Origin of the sequence: Gimesia sp., assembly GCF_048262075.1 — a bacterium.
Lineage (GTDB): Bacteria > Planctomycetota > Planctomycetia > Planctomycetales > Planctomycetaceae > Gimesia.
This window is the reverse complement of sequence record NZ_JBLXFK010000002.1, coordinates 52035-73642: the sequence shown is the minus strand read 5'-3', so window position 1 is coordinate 73642 and position 21608 is coordinate 52035. Positions and strand designations below refer to the sequence as shown.

The 21608-nt window shown below is 51.4% G+C and carries 17 protein-coding genes; 10 read left to right on the top strand and 7 right to left on the bottom strand.

The window, feature by feature from the left end:
- Positions 1 to 101: 101 nt before the first annotated feature.
- The 6 genes from ACN0YH_RS03980 (at position 102) to ACN0YH_RS03955 (ending at position 11817) form a co-directional block, all read left to right on the top strand.
- Positions 102 to 2090, top strand: coding sequence for a redoxin domain-containing protein (locus tag ACN0YH_RS03980; RefSeq protein WP_417378264.1), 1989 nt, complete (start codon positions 102 to 104; stop codon positions 2088 to 2090).
- Between the two features lie 81 nt (positions 2091 to 2171).
- On the top strand, positions 2172 to 4517 hold the full coding sequence (locus tag ACN0YH_RS03975; RefSeq protein ID WP_417378263.1) for an efflux RND transporter permease subunit: 2346 nt from the start codon (positions 2172 to 2174) through the stop codon (positions 4515 to 4517).
- Between the two features lie 235 nt (positions 4518 to 4752).
- Entirely contained in the window at positions 4753 to 7398 is a 2646-nt protein-coding gene (locus ACN0YH_RS03970; protein WP_417378262.1) for a PSD1 and planctomycete cytochrome C domain-containing protein, read from the top strand.
- A 65-nt stretch (positions 7399 to 7463) separates the two neighbouring features.
- Positions 7464 to 8918, top strand: a complete 1455-nt coding sequence (locus tag ACN0YH_RS03965) for a DUF1501 domain-containing protein (RefSeq protein WP_417378261.1) — start codon at positions 7464 to 7466, stop codon at positions 8916 to 8918.
- A gap of 18 nt (positions 8919 to 8936) precedes the next feature.
- Positions 8937 to 10187 (top strand): M14-type cytosolic carboxypeptidase, encoded by a 1251-nt coding sequence (locus ACN0YH_RS03960; protein WP_417378260.1) that lies wholly within the window; start codon positions 8937 to 8939, stop codon positions 10185 to 10187.
- Between the two features lie 256 nt (positions 10188 to 10443).
- The gene (locus ACN0YH_RS03955; RefSeq protein WP_417378259.1) at positions 10444 to 11817 is read left to right on the top strand and encodes a BPL-N domain-containing protein; all 1374 of its coding nucleotides are present in this window, start codon (positions 10444 to 10446) and stop codon (positions 11815 to 11817) included.
- Here the strand turns inward: ACN0YH_RS03955 and ACN0YH_RS03950 are convergent.
- The 5 genes from ACN0YH_RS03950 to ACN0YH_RS03930 form a co-directional block, all read right to left on the bottom strand.
- A complete protein-coding gene (locus ACN0YH_RS03950; protein ID WP_417378258.1) occupies positions 11814 to 12902 on the bottom strand; it encodes a deoxyhypusine synthase family protein in 1089 nt (362 codons plus the stop codon). The two genes, ACN0YH_RS03955 and ACN0YH_RS03950, sit on opposite strands and share 4 nt — an antisense overlap.
- A gap of 212 nt (positions 12903 to 13114) precedes the next feature.
- A complete protein-coding gene (gene speD / locus ACN0YH_RS03945; RefSeq protein WP_417378257.1) occupies positions 13115 to 13534 on the bottom strand; it encodes an adenosylmethionine decarboxylase in 420 nt (139 codons plus the stop codon).
- Positions 13535 to 14084: 550 nt separating this feature from the next.
- A complete protein-coding gene (locus ACN0YH_RS03940; RefSeq protein WP_417378256.1) occupies positions 14085 to 15053 on the bottom strand; it encodes a DUF1559 domain-containing protein in 969 nt (322 codons plus the stop codon).
- Positions 15054 to 15199: 146 nt separating this feature from the next.
- Complete coding sequence (locus ACN0YH_RS03935; RefSeq protein WP_417378255.1) at positions 15200 to 15712, bottom strand: hypothetical protein; 513 nt, start codon at positions 15710 to 15712, stop codon at positions 15200 to 15202.
- Positions 15713 to 15841: 129 nt separating this feature from the next.
- Positions 15842 to 16735: an alpha/beta hydrolase family protein gene (locus ACN0YH_RS03930; RefSeq protein WP_417378254.1), complete on the bottom strand. Its 894-nt coding sequence runs from the start codon at positions 16733 to 16735 to the stop codon at positions 15842 to 15844.
- A gap of 341 nt (positions 16736 to 17076) precedes the next feature.
- Here ACN0YH_RS03930 and ACN0YH_RS03925 point away from each other — a divergent pair, with 341 nt between their 5' ends.
- Both ACN0YH_RS03925 and ACN0YH_RS03920 read left to right on the top strand, forming a co-directional pair.
- Positions 17077 to 18006, top strand: coding sequence for a chemotaxis protein CheX (locus ACN0YH_RS03925; RefSeq protein ID WP_417378253.1), 930 nt, complete (start codon positions 17077 to 17079; stop codon positions 18004 to 18006).
- Positions 18007 to 18093: 87 nt separating this feature from the next.
- Positions 18094 to 18840, top strand: coding sequence for an SDR family oxidoreductase (locus tag ACN0YH_RS03920; protein ID WP_417378252.1), 747 nt, complete (start codon positions 18094 to 18096; stop codon positions 18838 to 18840).
- 21 nt (positions 18841 to 18861) lie between these two features.
- On the opposite strand, the gene ACN0YH_RS03915 is transcribed toward ACN0YH_RS03920, so the two are convergent.
- A complete protein-coding gene (locus ACN0YH_RS03915) occupies positions 18862 to 20199 on the bottom strand; it encodes a polysaccharide pyruvyl transferase family protein (protein WP_417378251.1) in 1338 nt (445 codons plus the stop codon).
- 166 nt (positions 20200 to 20365) lie between these two features.
- Here ACN0YH_RS03915 and folB point away from each other — a divergent pair, with 166 nt between their 5' ends.
- The gene (gene folB, locus ACN0YH_RS03910) at positions 20366 to 20737 is read left to right on the top strand and encodes a dihydroneopterin aldolase (RefSeq protein WP_417378250.1); all 372 of its coding nucleotides are present in this window, start codon (positions 20366 to 20368) and stop codon (positions 20735 to 20737) included.
- Position 20738: 1 nt separating this feature from the next.
- Positions 20739 to 21242: a 2-amino-4-hydroxy-6-hydroxymethyldihydropteridine diphosphokinase gene (gene folK / locus ACN0YH_RS03905; RefSeq protein ID WP_417378249.1), complete on the top strand. Its 504-nt coding sequence runs from the start codon at positions 20739 to 20741 to the stop codon at positions 21240 to 21242.
- Here folK and ACN0YH_RS03900 read toward each other — a convergent pair.
- A complete protein-coding gene (locus tag ACN0YH_RS03900; RefSeq protein WP_417378248.1) occupies positions 21239 to 21520 on the bottom strand; it encodes a hypothetical protein in 282 nt (93 codons plus the stop codon). The two genes, folK and ACN0YH_RS03900, sit on opposite strands and share 4 nt — an antisense overlap.
- Positions 21521 to 21608 lie beyond the last annotated feature (88 nt).

Here is a 21608-nt window from a genome sequence, read left to right as displayed (position 1 = left end):
AGACGGGCTTCATTTCCGTACAGTGGGTCTTGCGGGGGTTTCCTGCCTGTTGATACAATACAACTCCTGTCTATATCCACTACAGGAGGAAGGATCGCTCTATGTTACATCGCTGTTTTAGCTTTTCCGTTATTCTGTTTCTGGTTTGCGGAAGTTCTCTCTGGGGGGATAAACCATCTACCACTGCTTCCTCCGCTGATTTGACATTTCGTCTGCCCACTACTTCCGGTGAGACTGTTGAACTCAAGAAACAGCCCGATCAAAAAGTGACGGTGGTCTGTTTTCTGGGAGCGGAATGTCCGCTGGCACGGCTGTATGGACCCAGGTTAAATGAACTGCAGGAGTCCTATCGATCTCGAGGCGTACGCTTGATTGGTGTGAATAGTAACCAGCAGGACTCGCTGGAAGACGTGCAGGCATACGTCAAAAAATACCAGATCCAGTTTCCGATGGCGAAGGATTATGGGAATGAAATTGCCGATCGCTATCAGGCGGTGCGGACTCCGGAAGTCTTTGTACTGGATGAAAATCTGGCGATTCAATATCGAGGACGGATCGACAACCAGTATCTACCAGGGATTTCCCGCGCCGAAACGACTTCGAATGATCTGAAGAACGCGTTGGATCAGGTCCTGTCGGGAAAACCAGTCAAACTGGCGGTGACAGAACCGAACGGCTGTTTCATCGGACGCGTCAAAAAAACGGAAGTGACGACCAGTTTGACGTTCTGTAACGAAGTGGTGCGGGTTTTGAATCAACATTGTGTGGAATGCCATCGCAAAGGTGAGATCGCGCCCTTCAGTCTCACCGACTATGATGAAGTGAGAGGCTGGGCAGATACGATGCTGGAAACCATTGATGACGGACGCATGCCTCCCTGGCACGCGAGTCCGAAATATGGTCATTATGCCAATGCCCGTTTCATGTCGGATCAAGAGAAACAGGTATTGCGCGACTGGGTTGCTGGTGGCATGCCATATGGTGATGTGAAAAACATGCCGCAACTCCCCGAGTTCCGTGAAGGCTGGCATCTGCCGGAAATTCCGGAAGTCGTCCTGGAAATGCGGAAGCGGCCTTTTCAGGTTCCCGCAGAAGGTGTGGTCGAATATCAGTACTTTGTCGTCGATCCCGGGTTTAAAGAAGATAAATGGGTGACCGGGGCGCAGGTACTGCCGGGCAATCGCTCTATCGTGCATCACGCGATTGTTTTTATTCGTCCGCCGGATGGCGCAGATTTTCGAGGTATCGGCTGGTTGACCGCGTATGTGCCGGGTCAGCGGATCAAAAAACTGCCTGAAGGGCGGGCCCGCCGGGTTCCCGCTGGTTCGAAGCTGGTATTCCAGATGCATTACACGCCGAACGGGTCAGAGGCGGAAGATATTTCCAAAGTGGGTCTCCTGTTTGGCAAAGAGGAAGAGATCACGCACGAAGTCTTCACGCTGATTGGCATTGATCAGGAGTTTGAAATTCCGCCGCACGCCAATGATTTTCCCGTGACTGCAAAAGTGCGACGTATTCCCGCGGAAGCAGAGTTGCTGGCGATTGCGCCACATATGCATTTGCGGGGGAAATCGTTTCGGCTGTTTATGAAGCAGAAGGACGAATCGGAAATTCTGCTGGATGTGCCAAACTACGATTTCAACTGGCAGCATATTTACGAGCTGAGTCAGCCCATGAAACTGGATGATGTGGACTCGCTGGAATTTACTGTGAAATTTGATAATTCCAAAGAGAATCCGTTCAATCCCGATCCGAGTGAATATGTGACCTGGGGAGATCAGACCTGGGAAGAAATGGCGATTGCCTTTTTTGAAGTTGCTGAACCCCGGAAAAAGAAGAAGGTTGAAAAGCCGAAGCCTCAGAAGAAAATAAGTGACGCGGAATTAAAAAAGAGGAAAGCTGAAATGAAACGTGACTTCGACAGACAGGCCGCTGAATTTTTCCAGCGTTATGATAAAAACGGTGACGGTCACGTCATGCTGGATGAAGTACCTCTGGCCGTTCAGCGATATGGTCACATCCGAGATCATGATGATGATGGGGAGATTCAACTCGATGAACTGGAATTTCCTGTCCGAAAAAACAGATGAGCCTTGTCGGAACGATTGTGTTCGCTCTGTTCTATTTTCTACATTATTTGATTACCACAACTGATAGAAAGAGAATCGAGAGTGTTTCGCGCGTTTAATCGATGTTCTGTCTGGATGGCCGACCATCCTGTCATGGTCACGCTGTTTATTCTGCTGCTGAGTGGAATTGCGCTGCTGGGCTATACGATGCCCGAAGAGGTGCGCGACTGGTTTAAGCCGGCTCCGGTACAACAGGTACAGCAGCAGAAACCGGAAAAACCGCGAAAAGTACGGGAAGCGCCGCCAGATGTTGATCCGATCAGTCTGACCGATGCCGATACCATTCTGGTGATTGATTCGGATGACTTTTTCACCCCGGAGCGAATTAAAGCACTCCGTGAAATTGTGGAGCAGATAGAATCACTGGACTATGTGCGTAGCGTCTTCTGGCTGGAAGATATTCCGAATCTGAATATCTTCGGCTTGCGGGAACCCTTGATTCCCAACGAACGGGCTTCACAGAAACGACTGGATGCTGCTAAAGAAAAAACGGTCGCCCATCCACTGGTGGGCGGGCAACTGCTGTCAGTGGATGGTAAGACGCTGTTGCTGATGATCAAGTTCGACTGGCTTCGCGTGACGGATGATGACGCCTGTACGATCGGATTAAAGGATGTGGCGCGCGAGGTTGCTGCCAAATATCCGGGAGCCGATTTCTCTTTCCTGACGACCGGACGCGTGCCGATTTACCTGACCGCAGTGCGAACTCACAACGCAAACAAGGTGAAATATCAGGTCATCGGTTACGGCATGATCCTGTTCATGGCGATTATTCTGTTTCGAGGAATCTCTGCCGTGATCATCGTTGCGCTGGCACCGATGTTCGGCGTGTTTCTGACGATGGGGTTCATTCAGTTTCTGGATTTTCAGGACAATCCGTTTAATGACGTTGTGCTGCCGGTTTTGTTGAGTCTGGTGGGACTGACGGATGGCGTACATCTGATGGTGCAGATCAGAAAACACCGGGCCGCCGGGTTGAGTGGTCGAGATGCGGCCCGGCGAGGCGTGCAGGAAGTCGGACTGGCCTGCCTGTTGACCTCGGTGACGACGGCCATTGGCTTTGGTTCGCTGTCATTGGCCCATCATGAAACCGTGCGCGAATTTGGTTACAGTTGTGTGGTCGGGGTGCTGCTGACTTTCATCGCGGTGATCACCGTAATCCCCCTGGCCTGTCGTACCTGGCTGGGACGCTCCATTCATGTCGGTTATGGGAAAGGAATCATCGACCGACATCTGGGTCGCATCAGTGTGATTATTGAGATGGTTCTCAAGCGGACGCGACTGATCAGTTCGCTGGGGATCGGTGTGACTGCTGTTCTGATTTTGATCTCACTCACACTGCGTCCGGATGAACGACGGGCAAATATGCTGCCTGATGGCTCGGAGGCGGCGGTGGCGCTGAATCATATGGACCGGGCGATGGGAGGGCTGGAGCATTCTCGGGTGCATGTCACCTGGGACGATGATGTGCCCTCCGATTCTCCGGAAGTGCTGGTTGCCATCAGTGAAGTCGATGATTTACTGCTACAGGAAGATCTGATCGGCCATCCGATTTCGATTCGCAATATCCTGGGAGCGTTGCCCGGAGAAGGCAAACCGGAAGAGCGGATGTCGATGATGGACCTGCTGCCTCCTCCGCTGAAACGTGCCTTTTATACACCGGAACGGAATCAGGCCGAAGTCAGTTTTCACGTGCAGGACCTGGGCATCGCCCGTTATGGACCCACCTTCACGCGGATTGAAGAGGGATTGAAAACGATTAGTGCCGCACATCCCCATTTTCAATTTGAACTGACAGGTTCTGCGGTCTGGCGCTGGCGGAACCTGTACCAGATTGTCGTGGATCTCGCCGCGAGCCTGGGGAGTGCCGCAATTATCATTCTGGTTGTTCTGGCGTTTGCCTTCCGTTCGCTGCGACTGGGCTTGATTTCGATTATCCCGAATATGTTTCCGCTGGCTGTCACCGGAACGTTTCTGGTATTTACAGGACAGTCCCTGGAGATTGTCAGCGTGTGTGCCTTCACGGTCTGTCTGGGGATAGCCGTTGATGATACGATTCACTTTCTGACCCGGTTCCGGGAAGAACAGCTGCTGGTCGACAGCGATGAAGAGGCGATCCGCCGCGCTTTTACCGGCGTAGGGACGGCATTAATTATGACGACGGTGATTCTGGTGGCCGGCTTTTCGACGGTGATCTTCAGCGATATGCGCGATCAGCGGATCTTCGCGATCATGAGCGGTTTGACGATTTCGTCTGCTCTGTTTGGAGATCTGGTCTTTTTACCCGCATTGCTGGCACGGTATGCAAAACGTTCCCAGGTCCCTGCGATGGAAGAGCCGGAAGAATTGCCTGACCCGGTGGTGGAACAGACCCTGGTGCGAGAATAATCAGATTCTGTTTGCTGTAACTCATGTGAGTTTCAGTGATTTTGCCCCCTTCTCGTCTGCAGCTCATAATTTCGTCTTTCGTGGCTGATTTCGGAAAGCGGTAAGTAAAGTTAAATAATTTGACTTTACAGCCGATAAACGTTATAAAAGATTCCCACCACTGTAGTTATATTCGTTGAGTTCAGCGAAATGACTCCCGCCCAAAAGATGTTCCCCGACATGAAGGAACAACGCTTTGTTTTACCGAGTGAATGCACTATTGCTGCCCGGCTTGATCTCTCTGTTTGCGTGGAGCCCCTCTGCTGGCGCTTCGGATGACCAACTGACATTTGAAAAAGATATCCGCCCCATTTTCAAGGCCTATTGCTTTCACTGTCACGGGGAAGAAAAAGAGCTTTCCGGCGCACTTGACCTGCGGTTAAAGCGTTTGATTTTGAAAGGCGGGGATTCGGGAGAGTCGATTACTCCCGGCAATCATGCTGACAGCCTGCTGTTTCAATATGTGGAATCAGGCGACATGCCTCCTGATGAGAAACTGCGTTTGAAACCCGAAGAGGTGTCCGTGATTGCCAGATGGATCGACCAGGGAGCCGCTGCGGGACCGGAGCCAGCAGGCGAAGTGAAACCCGGTGATTTTCTGATGACAGAAGCCGAACGTTCTCACTGGGCATTTCAACCCATTCAAAAAACGAAGCAGCCAGAAGTGGCACGTCTTTCCAAAGAAGTAAAAACGTCGACCGTAAATCCGGTTGATGCTTTCGTCGCCCGTAAGCTCTCGGAAAATGGGCTCTGGTTTTCTGAGGAAGCAGATCGACTGACGTTGATCCGGCGGGCCGCCTTTGATTTAACGGGCCTCCCCCCTGCTCCGGAAGATGTGAAAACATACCTGGCAGACAAGTCGCCCGAAGCGTATGAGAAAATGGTGGATCGTCTGCTGGCGTCTCCGCATTATGGCGAGCGCTGGGCGCGGCACTGGCTGGATGTGGCTGGCTATGCTGATTCGGAAGGCTACAACGATAAAGATGTGATTCGCCCGGATGCCTGGCATTATCGCGATTATGTGATTCGCGCTTTGAATGCAGATAAGCCGTGGGATGAGTTTATTCAAGAGCAACTGGCAGGTGATGAACTGGTCAAAGCCACGCATGCCACAGCGCAGAAACTGGTAGACCAGGATCCGGCTGTGTGTGACAAGCTGACAGCGACCGGGTTTTTACGATTGGCTCCGGATGGAACGGGATCGAGTCCGATGGACCCCGCTCTGGCGCAGAATCAGGTGATTACGGAAACCGTGAAGATTATGTCTTCCTCATTATTGGGGATGACCGTCGGTTGTGCGGAATGTCACCATCACCGGTTTGATCCAATTCCCCAGGAAGACTTTTATCGGTTGCGCGCTGTAATTGCCCCCGTGTATGATGCCGACAAGTGGCGGAAACCAGCCAGTCGCCGTGCGGCTTTGATGTCAAAGGAAGAAAAAACGAAAGCGGCAGAACTGTCTGCGCAAGTGAAAAAACTGGACGTGCAGCATAATCAGATCAAGGCAGAAGTGACGCAGTTAATCGCGGACCGGGTTTTGAAGGAAGTTCCTGAAGCAGATCGTGAACGAGCCAAAACCGCTTATGAAACCACAGTTAAGGAACGAACTACCGAACAGGTGGATTTCCTTAAGAAAAAATATCCGATGCTGGATCTGCTGGTCCCCGGGCGTCTGCATTTGTTTCTGGCACGCTATAAAGATGGCAAGGAACTGGCAAAACGTTATGAAGATGTAAAAGCGGAGGCGGACAAACTAAGAAAGCAGATTCCTCAACCTGAATATATCAGGGTTGCGACCGAAGACACTCAGCATCTGCCTGAAACGTTTGTCTTTTATCGAGGGGACATGTCCTCACCCGAAGCAGAAAAGATTGCGCCGGGCGGACTGACAGTTGTTGGCTCCAAAACCGAAAATACTTTTCCCGTCAATGATCCTGCAGTGCCAACGTCGGGGCGCCGACTGGCGTTTGCCCGTTATCTGACCACTGGCCAGCATCCGTTGGTGGCCCGCGTGTTAATGAATCGGTTCTGGATGCATCATTTCGGGCAGGCGATTGTTGATTCCACGGGAGATTTTGGCTCACGCTCCGCAACTCCCACGCATCCCGAACTGCTCGACTGGCTGGCAGCCGACTTCATGGAACATGGCTGGGAATTGAAACGGATTCATCGTTTGATCATGACATCGCGGACGTATCGTCAGACCTCGACTTCTCATTCCGAGAAAGCAATGGCGGTTGACGCGGATAACAGACTGCTCTGGCGGATGAATCTGAGGCGGCTGGAAGCGGAATCGATTCGCGATGCGATTCTGACCGTCAGTGGCGAACTGAATCGAGACCAGTTTGGCGCACCGATCCCGGTCTCCCTGGCTGACAGTGGAATCATTACTGTGGGTGCGGGCAAGGTTTCTCCCGATCGACGTGAATTAAAGCGTTCTATTTATATCCAGGTGAGGCGGACTCAACCGGTCACGATGCTGAATGCCTTTGATGCGCCGAGTATGGAGCCGAACTGCGAGCGGCGGGTCTCTTCCACCGTGGCGACGCAATCATTGGCGTTGTTGAACAGCGAGTTCATGCGGGAGCAGTCTGTCGCGTTCGCAAAACGGGTGCTGGCAGCAGCGGGAAAATCTGCTGAGGCAACAAAACTGGTGCAGACCGCCTGGGAACTGGCGTTGAGTCATGAACCGTCTGCAGCAGAAATGCAGGCGTTGGAGAAGCATTATCAGTTGCAGTTACAGGAATACCAGGCGAAAAAAGTCAAAAATCCAGAACAGGAAGCTTTGACTTCACTGTGCCATGTCCTGTTTGGTACCAATCAGTTTTTGTATGTCGAATAAATGGTTTAAGTTCAGACGTCAATCAGATGTCTGTCTAATGAGAACCTCTCCGAAGGGTGTGCATTGTGTTTCAGAACAGTCATGATTATTCAAACGGTTCCCGCCGCCATTTTCTGGCGCAGAGTGCATTTGGTGTTTCTTCGCTGGCATTGGCGACATTGTTAAAAGACGACCAGTTGCTGGGGGCACCGGAAAAACCGGCGCTGGAAGAGATTACGTATGATCTGAAACCGAAAAAAACGAGTCATCCTGCCCGGGCCAAATCGATGATTTCGATTTTCTGCGGGGGCGGTCCCAGTCATCTGGATCTGTTTGACCGGAAACCGACGCTGGATGAATATGCGGGCAAACGCTTCCCCGGCGATGGCATTAAATATGACAATGCCGGCCAGGCGACTTCCATTATCATGCCGGCCCCTGACACATTTGAAAAATGCGGCGAATCGGGAATGGAAATCAACACGGCCCTGCTGCCTCACTTCGGCGAGATTGTCGATGATGTAACGCTGATTCGCTCTATGCAACTGCCTAACATCCGGAACCATGTGGCGGGGATGCGGGCAATGACAACGGGCCGCGGGCGTGAAGGCTGGCCTTCCCTGGGGAGTTGGGTGACCTATGGTCTGGGAGCCGAGACACAGAATCTGCCGGCATTCGTGGCGATTACGATTCCCCGCAATCCGGTTGGTTCTCCTTACTGGGACAGCCGCCAGTTACCATCACTTTACCAGGGAACCGTCGTCAGTAAATCAGAACCACGGATCGCCAATCTGAATCCGATTTCACAACTCCGCGGAAAGCCGCAGAGTAATCAGTTGGATCTGCTCAAGGAGCTGAACCAGATTCATTTGGACCGACATCCCGGAGAAGACGATCTCTCCGCTCGAATTGCGAGTTACGAGTTGGCAGCCCGGATGCAGACCGCTGCGACCGAAGCGTTGGATCTGACCAAAGAGACGCAAGCAACCCACCAGATGTATGGAGCCGATGATCCGGTAACCAAAGAGTTCGCGGATGCCTGTATGCTGGCCCGTCGATTTGTGGAACGTGGTGTACGATTTGTGCAGATCTGGAATTATGCCTGGGACATGCACGAGAATATTTTTGCGGCACTGGAAGCCCGTTGTAAAACCTGTGATAAACCATGTGCAGCCCTGGTGACTGACCTGAAACAGCGTGGTTTGCTGGATTCGACAATGGTACAATGGGGCGGTGAAATGGGGCGTCTGCCCGTCGTGCAGGATCGTGGGGCGGGCAAAAAACCGGGCCGCGATCACAATACGGAAGGCTTCAGTATCTGGATGGCCGGTGGGGGAGTCAAAGAGGGACACATTCATGGAGCGACGGATGATTTTGGTCACCGGGCTGTCGAAGATGTTGTCACTCAACATGATTTTCATGCGACATTGCTGCACCAGTTTGGTCTGAAGGCGGACGAATTACATTTTGAGCATAATGCACAGCCGGTGGCTCTAGTGGAACCGGGACAAGGTAAAGTTGCTGAGGGAATTCTGAAATAATCCAGCCGGGGAGAAACGATGACGAGACTGTGCTGCTTCATTCTGTTGTCGATGTTTCTTATCGTTTCTGAAGCCTCAGCTGAGGATCTGGCGGTCTCCTCTGATTTTCCGGGAGGCTCTGCGGAAGTCATAGAAATCGACCAGAAGCAGCGCACGATTCTGGTTCGTCCCGCCGGTGATCCTCAATTTGGCTGGCCCTGCTGGTGGTACTTCCAGGTAACGGGGGTGATGCCAGGAGAAGAGCTCACGGTGACCGTCGATGCCAGTCAACTGAAACAGGCGAACGGTCAGAAGTTGTCTGCATCATGGGCGCTACCTGAGCGAGCAGCATTCAGTACTGATCAACGTCGCTGGTCACAGACTTCACCGGGTAAAAAGCAGGGAGAGTCCTGCAAGTGGAAAGTGAAACCGGATGCAAAAGTCGCCTGGTTTGCCTGGGGGCCACCTTTCGTTCCCACTGATGCAGAACAACTGGTCAAAAGACTGAGCCAGAAATATGCAAATGTGACGGAATTTGAGTTGTGTAAGACTCGCGCGGGGCGCCGTGTGCCTGCTTTAGTTGTTTCTCCGTCTGGTGAGAAAGATGAATCGCGGATGGTTGTCTGGGTTCAGGCGCGGCAGCATGCCTGGGAATCCGGTGGTAGTTGGGTAGGCCGCGGTTTTATCGAATGGGCCGTCAGCGATCATCCACAGGCGGTTGCTCTCAGAAAACAGGCTGATATTTACTTTGTGCCGATCATGGACATCGATAATGTAGCGACCGGCAATGGTGGTAAAAATCAGGTGCCGCACGATCATAACCGAGACTGGTCGGAGCATCCGCGCTGGAATGCGGTTCAGGCCGCGATAAAATCACTAAAGCAGCTCGATCAGCAGAACCGGCTGGTGATGTTTGTGGACCTGCATAATCCAGGAGCGAACTCGAAGCAGCCTTACTTTTATATTGCTCCGCCGGAGCTCGATACGGAGCGCCGTATGGCTCTTCAGGATGCGTTTATATCTGTTTGCCGCGAGGAGATGCGAGAGCCCTTGAAACTGGATCGGAGTACGCCCTCGACCGGTCCCAAATATGACAAACGCTGGAAGGAGATTTCCAGTAACTGGGTACGGAGTGAGACGCGTGAGCATGTGGTAGGTATTACGCTGGAAACCTGCTGGAATACGCCGCACAGCAACCCACAGGGATATATGACAGTGGGACGTCAGTTGGGCCGGGGAATCGCCCGTTATCTGCAAGAGGATCCGCGTCTGTCCCCCGCTTCGAAATGAGATCGCTCTGCTGATTCCCATTTAATTTCGATGAAGAATCAGTAAATAAAGTTAGTCAAAATGAGACAGGCACCGGCCATTGATCCACTGATTGATCCACAGATACTACATATACAGTCCCAGAGGAGACTTGTTCCCGCAGCAGTTACTGACGTGCGGTCCAGACATCACTGCGCCGGTTGGATTGAAACCGTGTGGAAGGTCCTGTTACTTTCTCCTGGAACGAAACTGTTTTGGTTCATTATTGGAGAGGGGCATGACGCGATCTATTTTAACTGGTGTGATGTGTTGTCTTTCAATCTTTCTACTGACGGAAAGCGCAAATGCATCGCCCGTCGAATATTTGCAAAAGACCAGTGATCAGCCCGGACCGGTAGTAGCTGTGATGGGGGTCTCTGCTGATGTCGGTGATGCCGGGGTGCGGGCGGCGCAACAGGTTGCGCACTGGAAGATTACCCGCGGCTCTCTGGTAGTGATCCTGGATGTGAATGCAAGACCCGGGCTGCTTCAGCAGAAGCAAGATCGACTGGGGCAGCAGAGCCAGTGGGGAGAGAGTGTCGAACAGGTGCTGCAGCAGGTCAAACCGGACTGGGTGGTGGAGTTGACGGAGTCATTTGATGCGCATTCCCTGATTCCCGAGGCAGAGGGATCGCGGGTTCTCGGCGCCGGGGATACGAAAAGAATGCCTCCACTGCTGGTCTCGATGGCGGCAGCAGCCCAAACAGCGGCAACCGACGAGGAGCCCCACTGGGAATCTCTGCTGGTAGCGAAACAGGCAGCCGATGAACCTTCGAGACTCGTGGTCGTCACGTCAGCCAAGGATCCTGGTGAGCGACGGGTATGGTATCGTACCCGGCAGCAGCGTGCTGCGGTGCATGCCTTGCTGACTGAATTACAGATGCGTCCTGTGGCTAGTTCTCTGGATGAGATGATGCCTGCTGAGCGTGAGGCAGGACGGATTCGGGTGGCCATCTACCAGGGGCCAGGAGCGGTGAGCAGCAGTGGTCATGATCCGGTGTGGATTCAAAGGACACTGGAGGCATTACCCGATTTTCAGACGGCGTTGATTGGCCCGACTGAGATCCAGGCCGGTGCGCTGTCCCGCTATGATGTCCTGCTGGTGGGGGGCGGACTTTCGAATCGTCAGTCGCGGGGACTGGGACAGAATGGCCGAGCGGCGATTGTCCGGTTTGTGGAATCCGGTGGAGGCTATGTGGGAATCTGTGCGGGAATGTTTCTGGCCAGTTCGGACAGCGATTCAAAATTGCATCTGTTGCCAATTGATGTGGCGGGGTCATCTGGTGTCGGGAAGGTTAAACTGGACTTTCAGGCGCACGATGAAATCAGGGTGAAAGGGCTGTATCCTGCGAAATTCTCAGGAGGACCGGTCAAAGTTCGCAAACAGAAAGAAGCTGATGAGAACATCAAGATACTGGCGTGGTTCCGATCAGAGCCCAAAGAAAAGAAGACAAGCAGCACCCTGACGGACACGCCGGCAATTGTATCAGGCCGACATGGTCAGGGGCGCGTGTTTCTGTTCAGCCCGCATTGTGAGCGTTATCCCGGTCCACGGTCCGCATTCCAGAATGCACTCCGCTGGGCTGTGTGGGATGAAATCAGTAGTGATTAAGCGGTTTCGTCCAGTTTTTCGAAAACGGCTTTCATCAGTAGAGGCAGGACCACGGTCGCATCGGAATAAACTTCCGCGAAGCGTCCTCCCTCTTGTGGAGAGATGAATTTCCCCCAGCTGACCCCTTCCGAGTAGGTACAGCCTGACAGGCCTCCCCAATGAACCGGTTCCGGGCAGATGCGAATGCCGTATTTGAACCGGGGTTCCTTCCATTCCGTGCCCAGACGGTAGTTGGCAATTTCGTAGTAGGGAGCCACCTGTTGCGCCCAGTTGCGGGGGACACCGCCACCTACAGTGAAGATGCCCAGTGTCACCGCGTCTCGCATCAGGCCGGCATATTCCTGGAGATCGATGAATGGATTGAAGCTGGGAAGTGCCGTCAGAATTTCCGCCTGGTCGAGTTGCTCTGCCGATTTACCCGACTGTGTGATGTGTTCTGACATCGCCCAGGTGGCAACATCGAGTCCAATTTCGCTGTCAGTGAAGGCGGGGATGAAAACGGGCACTTTCTGTTCATAGGCGCTGCGGAGAATGCCTCGGCCTTCGTCAACTTCGGAGAGTCGCTGTCCAAGAGCGCGACACAGGCGAGCGGATGACCAGACCCCGTCTTCCGGTTTGGATTCCCTGAGTACGGACCGGACGAGCCGTTCAACGTTATTCAGATTGGATTCCATCTCGAGCGTATCATAGATACGGTTGTAACCTTTTTTGTAGAGTGTTTCGTCTGAATCGTTGGGGTTGTACTGGTAATGGACCAGTCCGATCGATTCCGTCAGTCCGTGTGCAATCAGAGCACCGGTGGCGACAACCGCATGGACCAGGCCACGATCGATCATGTCGCAGATGATACTACCCTGCTTGGCAACGGTCATGGCGCCAGAAAGGGTCAGGACGACTTTGCAATTTGTATCTTTGGACATTTCCAGCAGGATGTCATAAGCCACGCCCAGCTTTCGACCCGAAAAGGCGGTTTCGGACATTGCCTGCAACAACTCGGCGAACGAGTTGACGCTGGAAAGATCCAGGCTTTTTAAAGGTTTTAATCCGTCACCTCGACCGTCGTGGAACTCACGTTCTCCACTCATGTTCTGCTTTCCCTGATAGAACTTAATAGTATGGACGTACTCTCCCCGTCATAACGCAAGGCAAGTGCGCTCGTTGATTGTAATTGGAGCACACTTGCCTGAATGCAGTACTTATGACAAGAATTCAACAACAGTTTTAATCTACCACGTCCTGTCTGAGAACTGTAGGCAGTTCCAGTGGTTTCCCGGTAGAGCGTAGAAATGTTGAGAATTTATAGAGCGACGACCTGGTCAGCTTCACAAGGGTAGCTGGCCGCTTCCTGTAAGGCAGGTTTCCCATTGGGGATGGGGAAGCGGGGCATCTCCAGAATGCTGACATCACCGAGGTCGATTTCTTCCCGAATATAACGTAATACGTCATTTGGGTCGGTCTCGCCACAGGTGAAGACGTCCAGAGCGATTAAGCCGAGGTCGGCATAGCAGTGTGCTGAGCAGTGGCTTTCATCAAGAAGGCACATAGCGGTGAAGCCCGGTGCTGAATTATGACCGAAGTGATATCTAACCTGTGAAATCACAGTTGCACCAGCGCGGGTAGCACCACGCGCCATGGCTTCAAGAACCAGTTGGTCGTTTAGACAAATGTCCCGCGAGACATTACGACAATCAATGAGAAGATGTCTTCCTTTATGCAACTCATAAACCCTCCACTAGAGGTGCCTGAAAAAAACAGGCATCCGATTTTGATGAAATGTTCGAGACTATTTCGAATCGTAATGCCTATATCGGTACGCAATTTTTAAAGTGCGAGATTATTATGTCATTAAGGAATAAAATACAAGAAATAAACTGACGAAATTGCGCGGAATTTACAAAAATCGAAAAACAGTTTCCCGGCCCCGGGGTCGAAGTAGCAACTACTGGCAGGCTTTTGGGTTCCGCAGGAAGCTCGCTACCCTGGATTCGAGTGCTTAGAGTGACTGGGAACGTACCCGTCATGCGCAGGAACTACCCGAAGAAATGGGTCGGATTCCGTGCTGGTTTCAACAGGTCAGTGGGGAGGCAGGAAAGCGATAAGTGTTTTCTTCAGGGCCTTTTAAGAAATCGCCCCGCAGCCGAAGAACGGTTGCGAGGCTGATTTCCTGTTGCTGACCAGAGATTTCGTCTCCCTGTAGATCGCATCTTGAGTACGATGATACCTGGTCCCAATAGCACTGGAGACGCTACAGTAAAACGGAACACATTCTAGAATTCACCGATGACATTTCCATCATTGATCGTTCCCAGATACCGGAAGGTGTCATAGTTCATGTTCTCACTCAGAAAACGGACGGCGCCGTCCCCCAGCAGGAAATGAGCTCCCCCTACGTGCTTGCTGGAGAAGTTGGCGATATGGTTAGTGGTGTTGGGCGGGTGGTGCATCGTCATCATTCCCCCCTGCCCGACGTGTCCCAGAATGAGGGATGCAGGGCCTTCGGTCATGGAGGCCATGGACATGCCTGCGGGGCGCGTGGCATTGGGAATAGCTGCATACCAGGTCGTATCGGCCTGGATAACCGATGTCGCTCCGACGAACTGGTGCTGATGTGACCGCTCGCCGACGACAATGGTATTCGAGGAGCCGTCAGTGATATCACGCATTTTCACATTACTGTTACGAAACAGGATCCCTTTATCATCCGGATTTCCCGGGGAAGATGTCAAATTCCCATAACCAAAGATTCCGGCATAGTTTGCAGAAGAAAGGTCGTACGTATTGGAACCATCGGAAACCGTAAACACTCCCTGGTTGGTATCACTGGGACAGCGAAAGATCGGGATTGCTGACGTGGCAAGACCAATATTCGGGCTGACGGTGCAATCCAGATTGAGGTTAAGTTGATTATAAAGTGGAGACTGATCCAGAAAGGGGAGCAACATTACTCCCCAGGCAAAACCAGTGCCGGTCTCAGTGGTGCTGTCAACAGTACTTGTGACATTTCTGGCAATGTAACCAGGGGGAAAGGACTGGTGCGAGTCGTGGTAATTATGTAAGGCGACCCCAATCTGTTTCAGGCTGTTTTTGCAGGTCGATCGCCTGGCTGCTTCGCGGGCCTGCTGGACAGCGGGGAGCAGGAGCGCAATCAGGATTGCGATAATGGCAATGACAACCAGGAGTTCGATCAGGGTAAAGCCGTGAGGCGCGCGACGAGAGGGGGATGTTTGATGTTTCATTTCAAGAATACCTGTTCTGTATCAGGGGTGGTGGCCGGGAAATTCGGGCGGCACCGATAGTCTGGACGAGAAAGTTTGCAGGCACGGCGATTCAGGATTAATGAAAATCGACTTCGCGCTGCCAACATGCAAGAGGTGGAACAGGTTCAGACGCGAGGAGGTGGAGTATCCGGGGTGAATACCCTTGAAACAGCAGGAACATCACTGAAAGTCAGAATGGTCTGTAAGCCATTTGAGTTCAAAAGTGTGGGACGAGAATTCAGGTTTCGGGGGAATGTTACGGAAAGTGCGTTATCGGATGAATCGCCACAACCACAGGACCGTGAAAGCTGCAGGTGTTTCGACTCCTGCTGGTTTCTGGGCGCTGTTTTCTTTTTCACTCCACAGCAACTGCCGGGTTTCTGCCTGCGGGTCGTACAACAAGCACCCTCTGATTGGGAATCTCTGGAGGAAGATTTGTTGATGCAGCAACAGTCATTACTGGATTTTTTCTGTTCAGCACAGCGACAGCCTTTACCCTGCTGTAATCCCGGCAGCATCCCCGTGTTGGTGACCAGGTACAGGAGGCAGAACAAAGTAACACCGGCAGTACGACGGAGAGCGTCGAATTGCCTGATACCTTTGATGCCAGTCTGTGAGGAGACACGGTGGGAAGACACGGGGATGACTCAATTCATTAAGTATTTGTTTTGCTTCTGTTTATGATGTTTGCGTGCTTTATTCTATTGTTTCCGATCCAGAGAGCAAAGAAAAGCATCCAATTCGTTTTTTTGGATGATCCTGTTAAATTAATTGGAAGGACGATTCGCGTCTTTCTGCAGCGTATGTTGACTGATAAAGTTAACGACCTGCTCGGGATGCGGATGCGTGAAGTGGTGCCCTTTTGATTTTTCGGTCCCTGTTTTTACCGAAATGATTTTGAAATTATCCTTTCGAAATTGTTCCGGAACACGGCTGAACATCAAACGTGTATTTTCGGCGGGCGGGACAACCTGATCATTTTCCGAAATGATGTGCAGTACAGGAATCCCGGCTTCGGCGATGACCTGGATGCGATCAACCGGATTGAGTTTATAGTCGAGGGCTTCCGCTTCTGTCATACCGTAGGCTTTCAAACAGGCTTGCCAGCGAGATTTGGAGCCAGCACTGGCTCCTTTACCGCCCGGCCAGCTTTTGAAATCGCAAACAGGAGTATCCGCGTAGATACAACTGACCTTTTGCGGATTCGCGAGAGCCCAGTTATAAATGAACAACCCGCCCCGACTCACTCCTTCCAGAGCGACCTTGGCCTGAAATCCATGTTTATGCGTCAGGTCGTCATAGAATTTGTTCCCGTATGAGATTGCCTGGGGCGATCCAAACAGATCGGCGACATCGAGGTAAGCGATGTGAAATCCCTGTTTGAGCAGTTCAACATCCATTTCATAGTGGAAGTCAGGAAATCGAGCGCGCCAGACCCAGGGCTTACCAGGAGCGACCTTTTGAGGAATGACTACATAACACTTGCGGCCTTCAATCTGAAAATGGTTTCGCTGAAATCCATGCCATGTATCCTGTCTGCCTGACCACTCGGATTTCCCTGCCGGATTTGTGGAGGCAAATGCTTCAAAGGTTGGTTGACATAAAAGCAGTCCAATAAAGGAGATGAAAAAAATACAAAAAAAAGAAAATCGAGGTTTCATAGATGATTCTTTCGTCGCCTGAAGGCAGGTATTGGGGAAGTTTGCTTTCGCTGCTAATATAAAGGGCAATTGATGAGATCAGTTGCTGATCCGGGTCTGCTCAGTCAGCGTGGACCAAAGCCGATCGTATTGATTTTAACAACTGTGAGAGCTAGTGCCTAATGAGAGCCCTGTTTCAGAAATAATCGCTTCCAGCGGGCTGGTAATTCTGACATATAGTTTAAGAACTCAATATCAAATTTGAATATGTTCTGGAGTTTAGAAACGGGGCTGAGGGTCAGTTCCTGCTTCTGAGAAGAGCTTTCTTCAGATACAACTGTTTGTAAAAGACGGGTTCAGTTATGTCATTTATTCCTGCAACACATACGACAGAGACATTGACCAGGCGGTTTTCAGATCCGGTCATAAATTCTGTGATTGATGTATTTAAATATTTTGTCGGCACAACAGCCGAGCTGGAAAAGATTGTTGAAGTCGATGAAGCGCCGCGCTTTGATAAGAGCTCAGCGATCGAAGTCAATGGTCCCGGGAAAGGGATCGTGGTGGTGAATGTCCCCCGTGGACTGGTTTCGCAGGCAGTCTCTCTCTTGATTGACGAGGAACTGGCTGACGATGAGCACGTCCTGACCGATTTTGCCTGCGAGTTATCCAACATGATTGCAGGCCAGGCAAAAAAAGCCGTAGATCATATGGGATTCCAACTCGGGCACCCCACCGTGATTGAAACAGACCAGATTGATACACTTTATCCCCCGGAAGCGGGTTCCCGCTGCGGGATCTTTCAGACTGGTATCGGGCGTCTGGCGGTCTATTTTGGCTTTGTAGGCCAGTTGGGGGAGATTATTGATTTTGAACACGAAACTGGTGACAGGAAACGTGTGATTGTCATTGATCAGGACGAAATGAATCGTGCATTGTTTAAAGGGCTGTTACACGAACGATATTGCGTACAAACAGCAGCTTCGATTGAAGAAGCATTTATTGACGCCGCCTTGAATACGCCTGATCTGATTTTACTCGATCTGGATGGGGCTGATGGAAATCATGCGGAATCTGTCAAATTCATCAAGGAATCGCCTCTCACACGAGGTGTAGAAGTGCTGGTGATGACCTCGAATCGTTCCACCACATCAATCATTCAGGCGTTTAACCATGGAGCGAGTGATTATATTCTGAAATCTGACTTCACAAAGCAGATCCTGGTTGGCAAAATTGAACGGGCGTTCGGAAGAACCCCGGTTGTCAAGGAAGTTGTTTCAGCTATAGATTAACGAACCCTCGTCAATAGAGCTCGTTTAAGCCCTGGTTTGATGACTGGGGCTTTTTTTTATTCCTGTTTCCCTGGGAGGGAGTTGACGTTGAATCTGGAAGGCAAAGTCGCAGTGATTACAGGATCTGCGGTACGAATCGGTCGGGCAATGGCACTGGCTTTAGCGGACGCCGGGGTAGATGTCTGTATTCATTATCACCGTTCGCGAGAGGAAGCCGAGCTGACATGCAAGGAGGTTCGTGAGCGGGGACGTAATGCGACTCGTGTCTCAGCGAATCTCTCGGACCCCGGGACAGCAGCGGCAGTCATCTTCGAAGCGGCGATTGCCGAGTTCGGAAAAGTCGACATTCTGATTAACAGTGCATCCGTCTTCGAAAATAAAAGTCTTACAGATTCCACCGAGTCAGACTGGGATTCCCATCTGAACATTAATCTGAAGTCTCCTTTTTTTCTCTGCCAGCGGTTTGCGAAACTACTCCCGCCCAGGCAGGCCGGTCAGATTGTGAATATTGTGGACTGGCGCGCCCAACGGGCCGGGAAAGGACATCTGGCCTACCGGATCTCTAAAGCGGGATTGGTCACGCTTACGGAATGTCTGGCATTGGAGTTGGCACCTGCGATTCAGGTCAATGCCATCGCCCCGGGTGCCATCCTGCCTCCGCCGGGAGAAGACCAGTCTTATCTGGACAAGCGGGCGCAGAAAGTGCCTCTGAAACGGGCAGGAAGTACCGATGAAATCTGTAATGCCCTGCTCTACCTCTTGCGGTCTGATTTCGTGACAGGTGAAGTGCTGACGGTCGCCGGTGGAGAGCAACTCACGGCCGGGCTGGAATAATTTCACACTGCTGATATCAGATCAGGATGAATGCGCTTTCAGGACGGCCTGCTTCAGAGTCTGCATGGTTTTCTGCTGTCGTTTGTGAATCGACTGCATGACTGCTTTCAACTTGTCGTCTGTCTGGGCATTTTGTTTATAAATCTGAATGACACGCTCGGCAATCTGCTGTTGGTTGACCTCGTCGATTTCAAAAGTCCAGTCTTTTAATCCGATGTCGTACCACATCTGACCTTTGATCGTATCAGTAGGCTGTCTGACATAGAGCCCGGGAGTACCAAACGCACAGGCAATGATGGGAGAGTGGCATTCCATACTCACGACAGCGGCAGCATCGCGATACAATGAACCGGCTTCATCAGGCAGCCAGTATTCATCGTGGGCTACGACTTTCGATTTGACATCCGCTGGCAGCGGATCAATGACCAGGGGTTGAATAATTTCTGTCTGATAAGTCATTTCGGGACAGACGACAGCTTTCTGTCCGCTGGTGCGAACCCACTCGATAATCGCAGCCCGCAGCTTGGCGTGATCCTGCTCCTGATACTGTTTATTAATCGATTCCACTTCCTCGATCTTTTCTTTGGACCAGCGACTGGATTTATGGATTTTGTGGTAGGGGGTATAGCGTAAACGCGGGACAGCACACAGGTAGTTACCCGGTTCCAGTTGATGTTTCTGTTGAAAAGCGGATGCTTTGGTGTCATCCGTCAGGTCAATGGCAAAGGTTGCATCGGGGGCAAAGTCCTGATGCGCTGAAGTCACTTTCGCCTCTTTGAGGTTTTTGAGCGAATGTGTTTCACGGGTGAAAATGAAATCGGCGCCCGAGAGCAGTTCATGTAGTTCCGGATTGATCTCGGAAACGGTGACGCCGTAGATGCCGTACGGTTTACCGGTCTGTTTTTTCCAGAATGCCAGTTCCCGGCGTGAAACCACACTGGGGCCGGAGCCGTGCAGAAAGAAATCAGCTTGATCAAACGCCTGCTGTAACTCTTGGGAGTCCAGTTTTCCGTTACGGTTTAACCGACCTTTGACAATTTTCAGTTTGGGAAAACGTTTTTGCAGCATCGGTTCCACGCCGCGATCGACACTGTTGGGCCAGAGAATGATTTCAAACTCGGGGGCATATATTTCCAGAAGTTTTAAGATGCCGGGGGAATGTCCGATATCGCCGATATTGACGGTTTGCCAGCCTGACCTGAGTAAGATTACCGGCGGATGCTCCGGTGATTTTGTGGGGGCTGCGATCGCGGAAGGCATCTGCAACTGGCCGAGGGCAGCGAGCCCCATTGATTGAATCAGGGTCTGTTTCAGCCAGTGTCGTCTTGATACGGGAGCATGGTTGATTTCGTTACTCATTGTATTGGCAATCCCACGGTGGAGGTTCGTGCTGTCAATCGATGTGTTCCTGCCAGTAGTCAGGAATTCTTCGCTGTGCAATCGGGTGGATAGTGACTATAGTATTTTAAACATTGTAGCCGGTCTGCATCATAAGTCTGCCCTATTTTAAACTACTCTCAATAAAATGCCCGATCAAATTCATATTTCCGACTTACTGTTACGTACGATTATCGGTATCAACGATGAAGAGAGAGAAAAAAAACAGGATGTGCTGATCAATATCACCATGCAGGTGGACTTGAAAACAGCAGGTCGGTCAGATGATATCAACGATGCCGTGAATTATCGAACGATCACTAAAGAGATCATTGAACTGGTTGAAAATTCACATTATCAACTGGTGGAGAAAATGGCGGACGAAGTGGCGCGGATCTGCTTGCAGGACCACAAGGTTCAGTCAGCAAGGGTACAGATTGAGAAACCAGGTGCGCTGCGATTTGCCCGGTCGGTTGGAGTGACCGTCTTCAGAACACGTGAGGATGTTTCAGGAGTCTGAAATGAATCAGGTGTATCTCGCTTTAGGCAGTAATATTCGTGCTGAGTCCAATCTTCCCCAGGCGGTGAGGCTGCTGGAAAGCTGTGGTAAAATCATCCAGAAATCTTCCGTCTGGCAGAGTCGGCCGGTGGGTGATGAAAATCAGGCAGATTTTTTAAATGCAGCTGTGCTGTTAGAGACCGAATGTGATGCGCAGCGAATCTGGGATGAAGTCATTCCGGGAATTGAGGCCCGGTTGTTTCGTGTGCGTGACCCCCTGAATAAAAATGGTCCACGTACGATTGATATCGACCTGGTGCTCTTTAACGAAGCGCAGTTGCAGATTGCCCATCGTATCGTCCCAGATCCAGAGATCAGCAGTCGGATCTTTCTGGCAGTGCCGCTGGCTGAAGTGGCTCCGGAGTATTGTGTGCCTGGTCTGGGAAGAGCAATATCAGATATTGCAGCTGAACTCCAGGCGAACAATGTTTCTGAATTCTTCCGGCGGGACGATGTGCCGCTTTAATTTTCCAGCAGAGTTAATGCATCACCGGGCAGGCAGGCCATCTTGAAAAAGAGCCCTTGCTCTTCACATTGGGACTTATAGGTTTCAGGCATTTTCTGTTCTGTTTCAGCATCCCATTCAAGAATATAGGTTCGTTCAGAAACCTTCTTACCACGCACTTCGACGACCATACCCGTCCAGCCTTCGCAGCAGATTTCCGGAAACTCGGGGACACAGATCCCTTCTTTCACCTGGATGTTTGAGCCTGCCTTGATCGTTGACGATGCCTTTTTACCCATAATTTATTTCTGCCAAAACATATCTTGTTTTATTGATTTCATGTAACCAGCTGGCACGACTGCAGACAGTGTATCGCTAATGCAACAT

Coding starts and splice junctions, on each gene's coding strand:
- ACN0YH_RS03980 (WP_417378264.1), top strand. CDS start 102: ATGTTACATCGCTGTTTTAGCTTTTCCGTTATTCTGTTTCTGGTTTGC.
- ACN0YH_RS03960 (WP_417378260.1), top strand. CDS start 8,937: ATGACGAGACTGTGCTGCTTCATTCTGTTGTCGATGTTTCTTATCGTT.
- ACN0YH_RS03955 (WP_417378259.1), top strand. CDS start 10,444: ATGACGCGATCTATTTTAACTGGTGTGATGTGTTGTCTTTCAATCTTT.
- ACN0YH_RS03950 (WP_417378258.1), bottom strand. CDS start 12,902: ATGAGTGGAGAACGTGAGTTCCACGACGGTCGAGGTGACGGATTAAAA.
- ACN0YH_RS03940 (WP_417378256.1), bottom strand. CDS start 15,053: ATGAAACATCAAACATCCCCCTCTCGTCGCGCGCCTCACGGCTTTACC.
- ACN0YH_RS03930 (WP_417378254.1), bottom strand. CDS start 16,735: ATGAAACCTCGATTTTCTTTTTTTTGTATTTTTTTCATCTCCTTTATT.
- ACN0YH_RS03925 (WP_417378253.1), top strand. CDS start 17,077: ATGTCATTTATTCCTGCAACACATACGACAGAGACATTGACCAGGCGG.
- ACN0YH_RS03915 (WP_417378251.1), bottom strand. CDS start 20,199: ATGAGTAACGAAATCAACCATGCTCCCGTATCAAGACGACACTGGCTG.
- folB (WP_417378250.1), top strand. CDS start 20,366: ATGCCCGATCAAATTCATATTTCCGACTTACTGTTACGTACGATTATC.
- folK (WP_417378249.1), top strand. CDS start 20,739: ATGAATCAGGTGTATCTCGCTTTAGGCAGTAATATTCGTGCTGAGTCC.
- ACN0YH_RS03900 (WP_417378248.1), bottom strand. CDS start 21,520: ATGGGTAAAAAGGCATCGTCAACGATCAAGGCAGGCTCAAACATCCAG.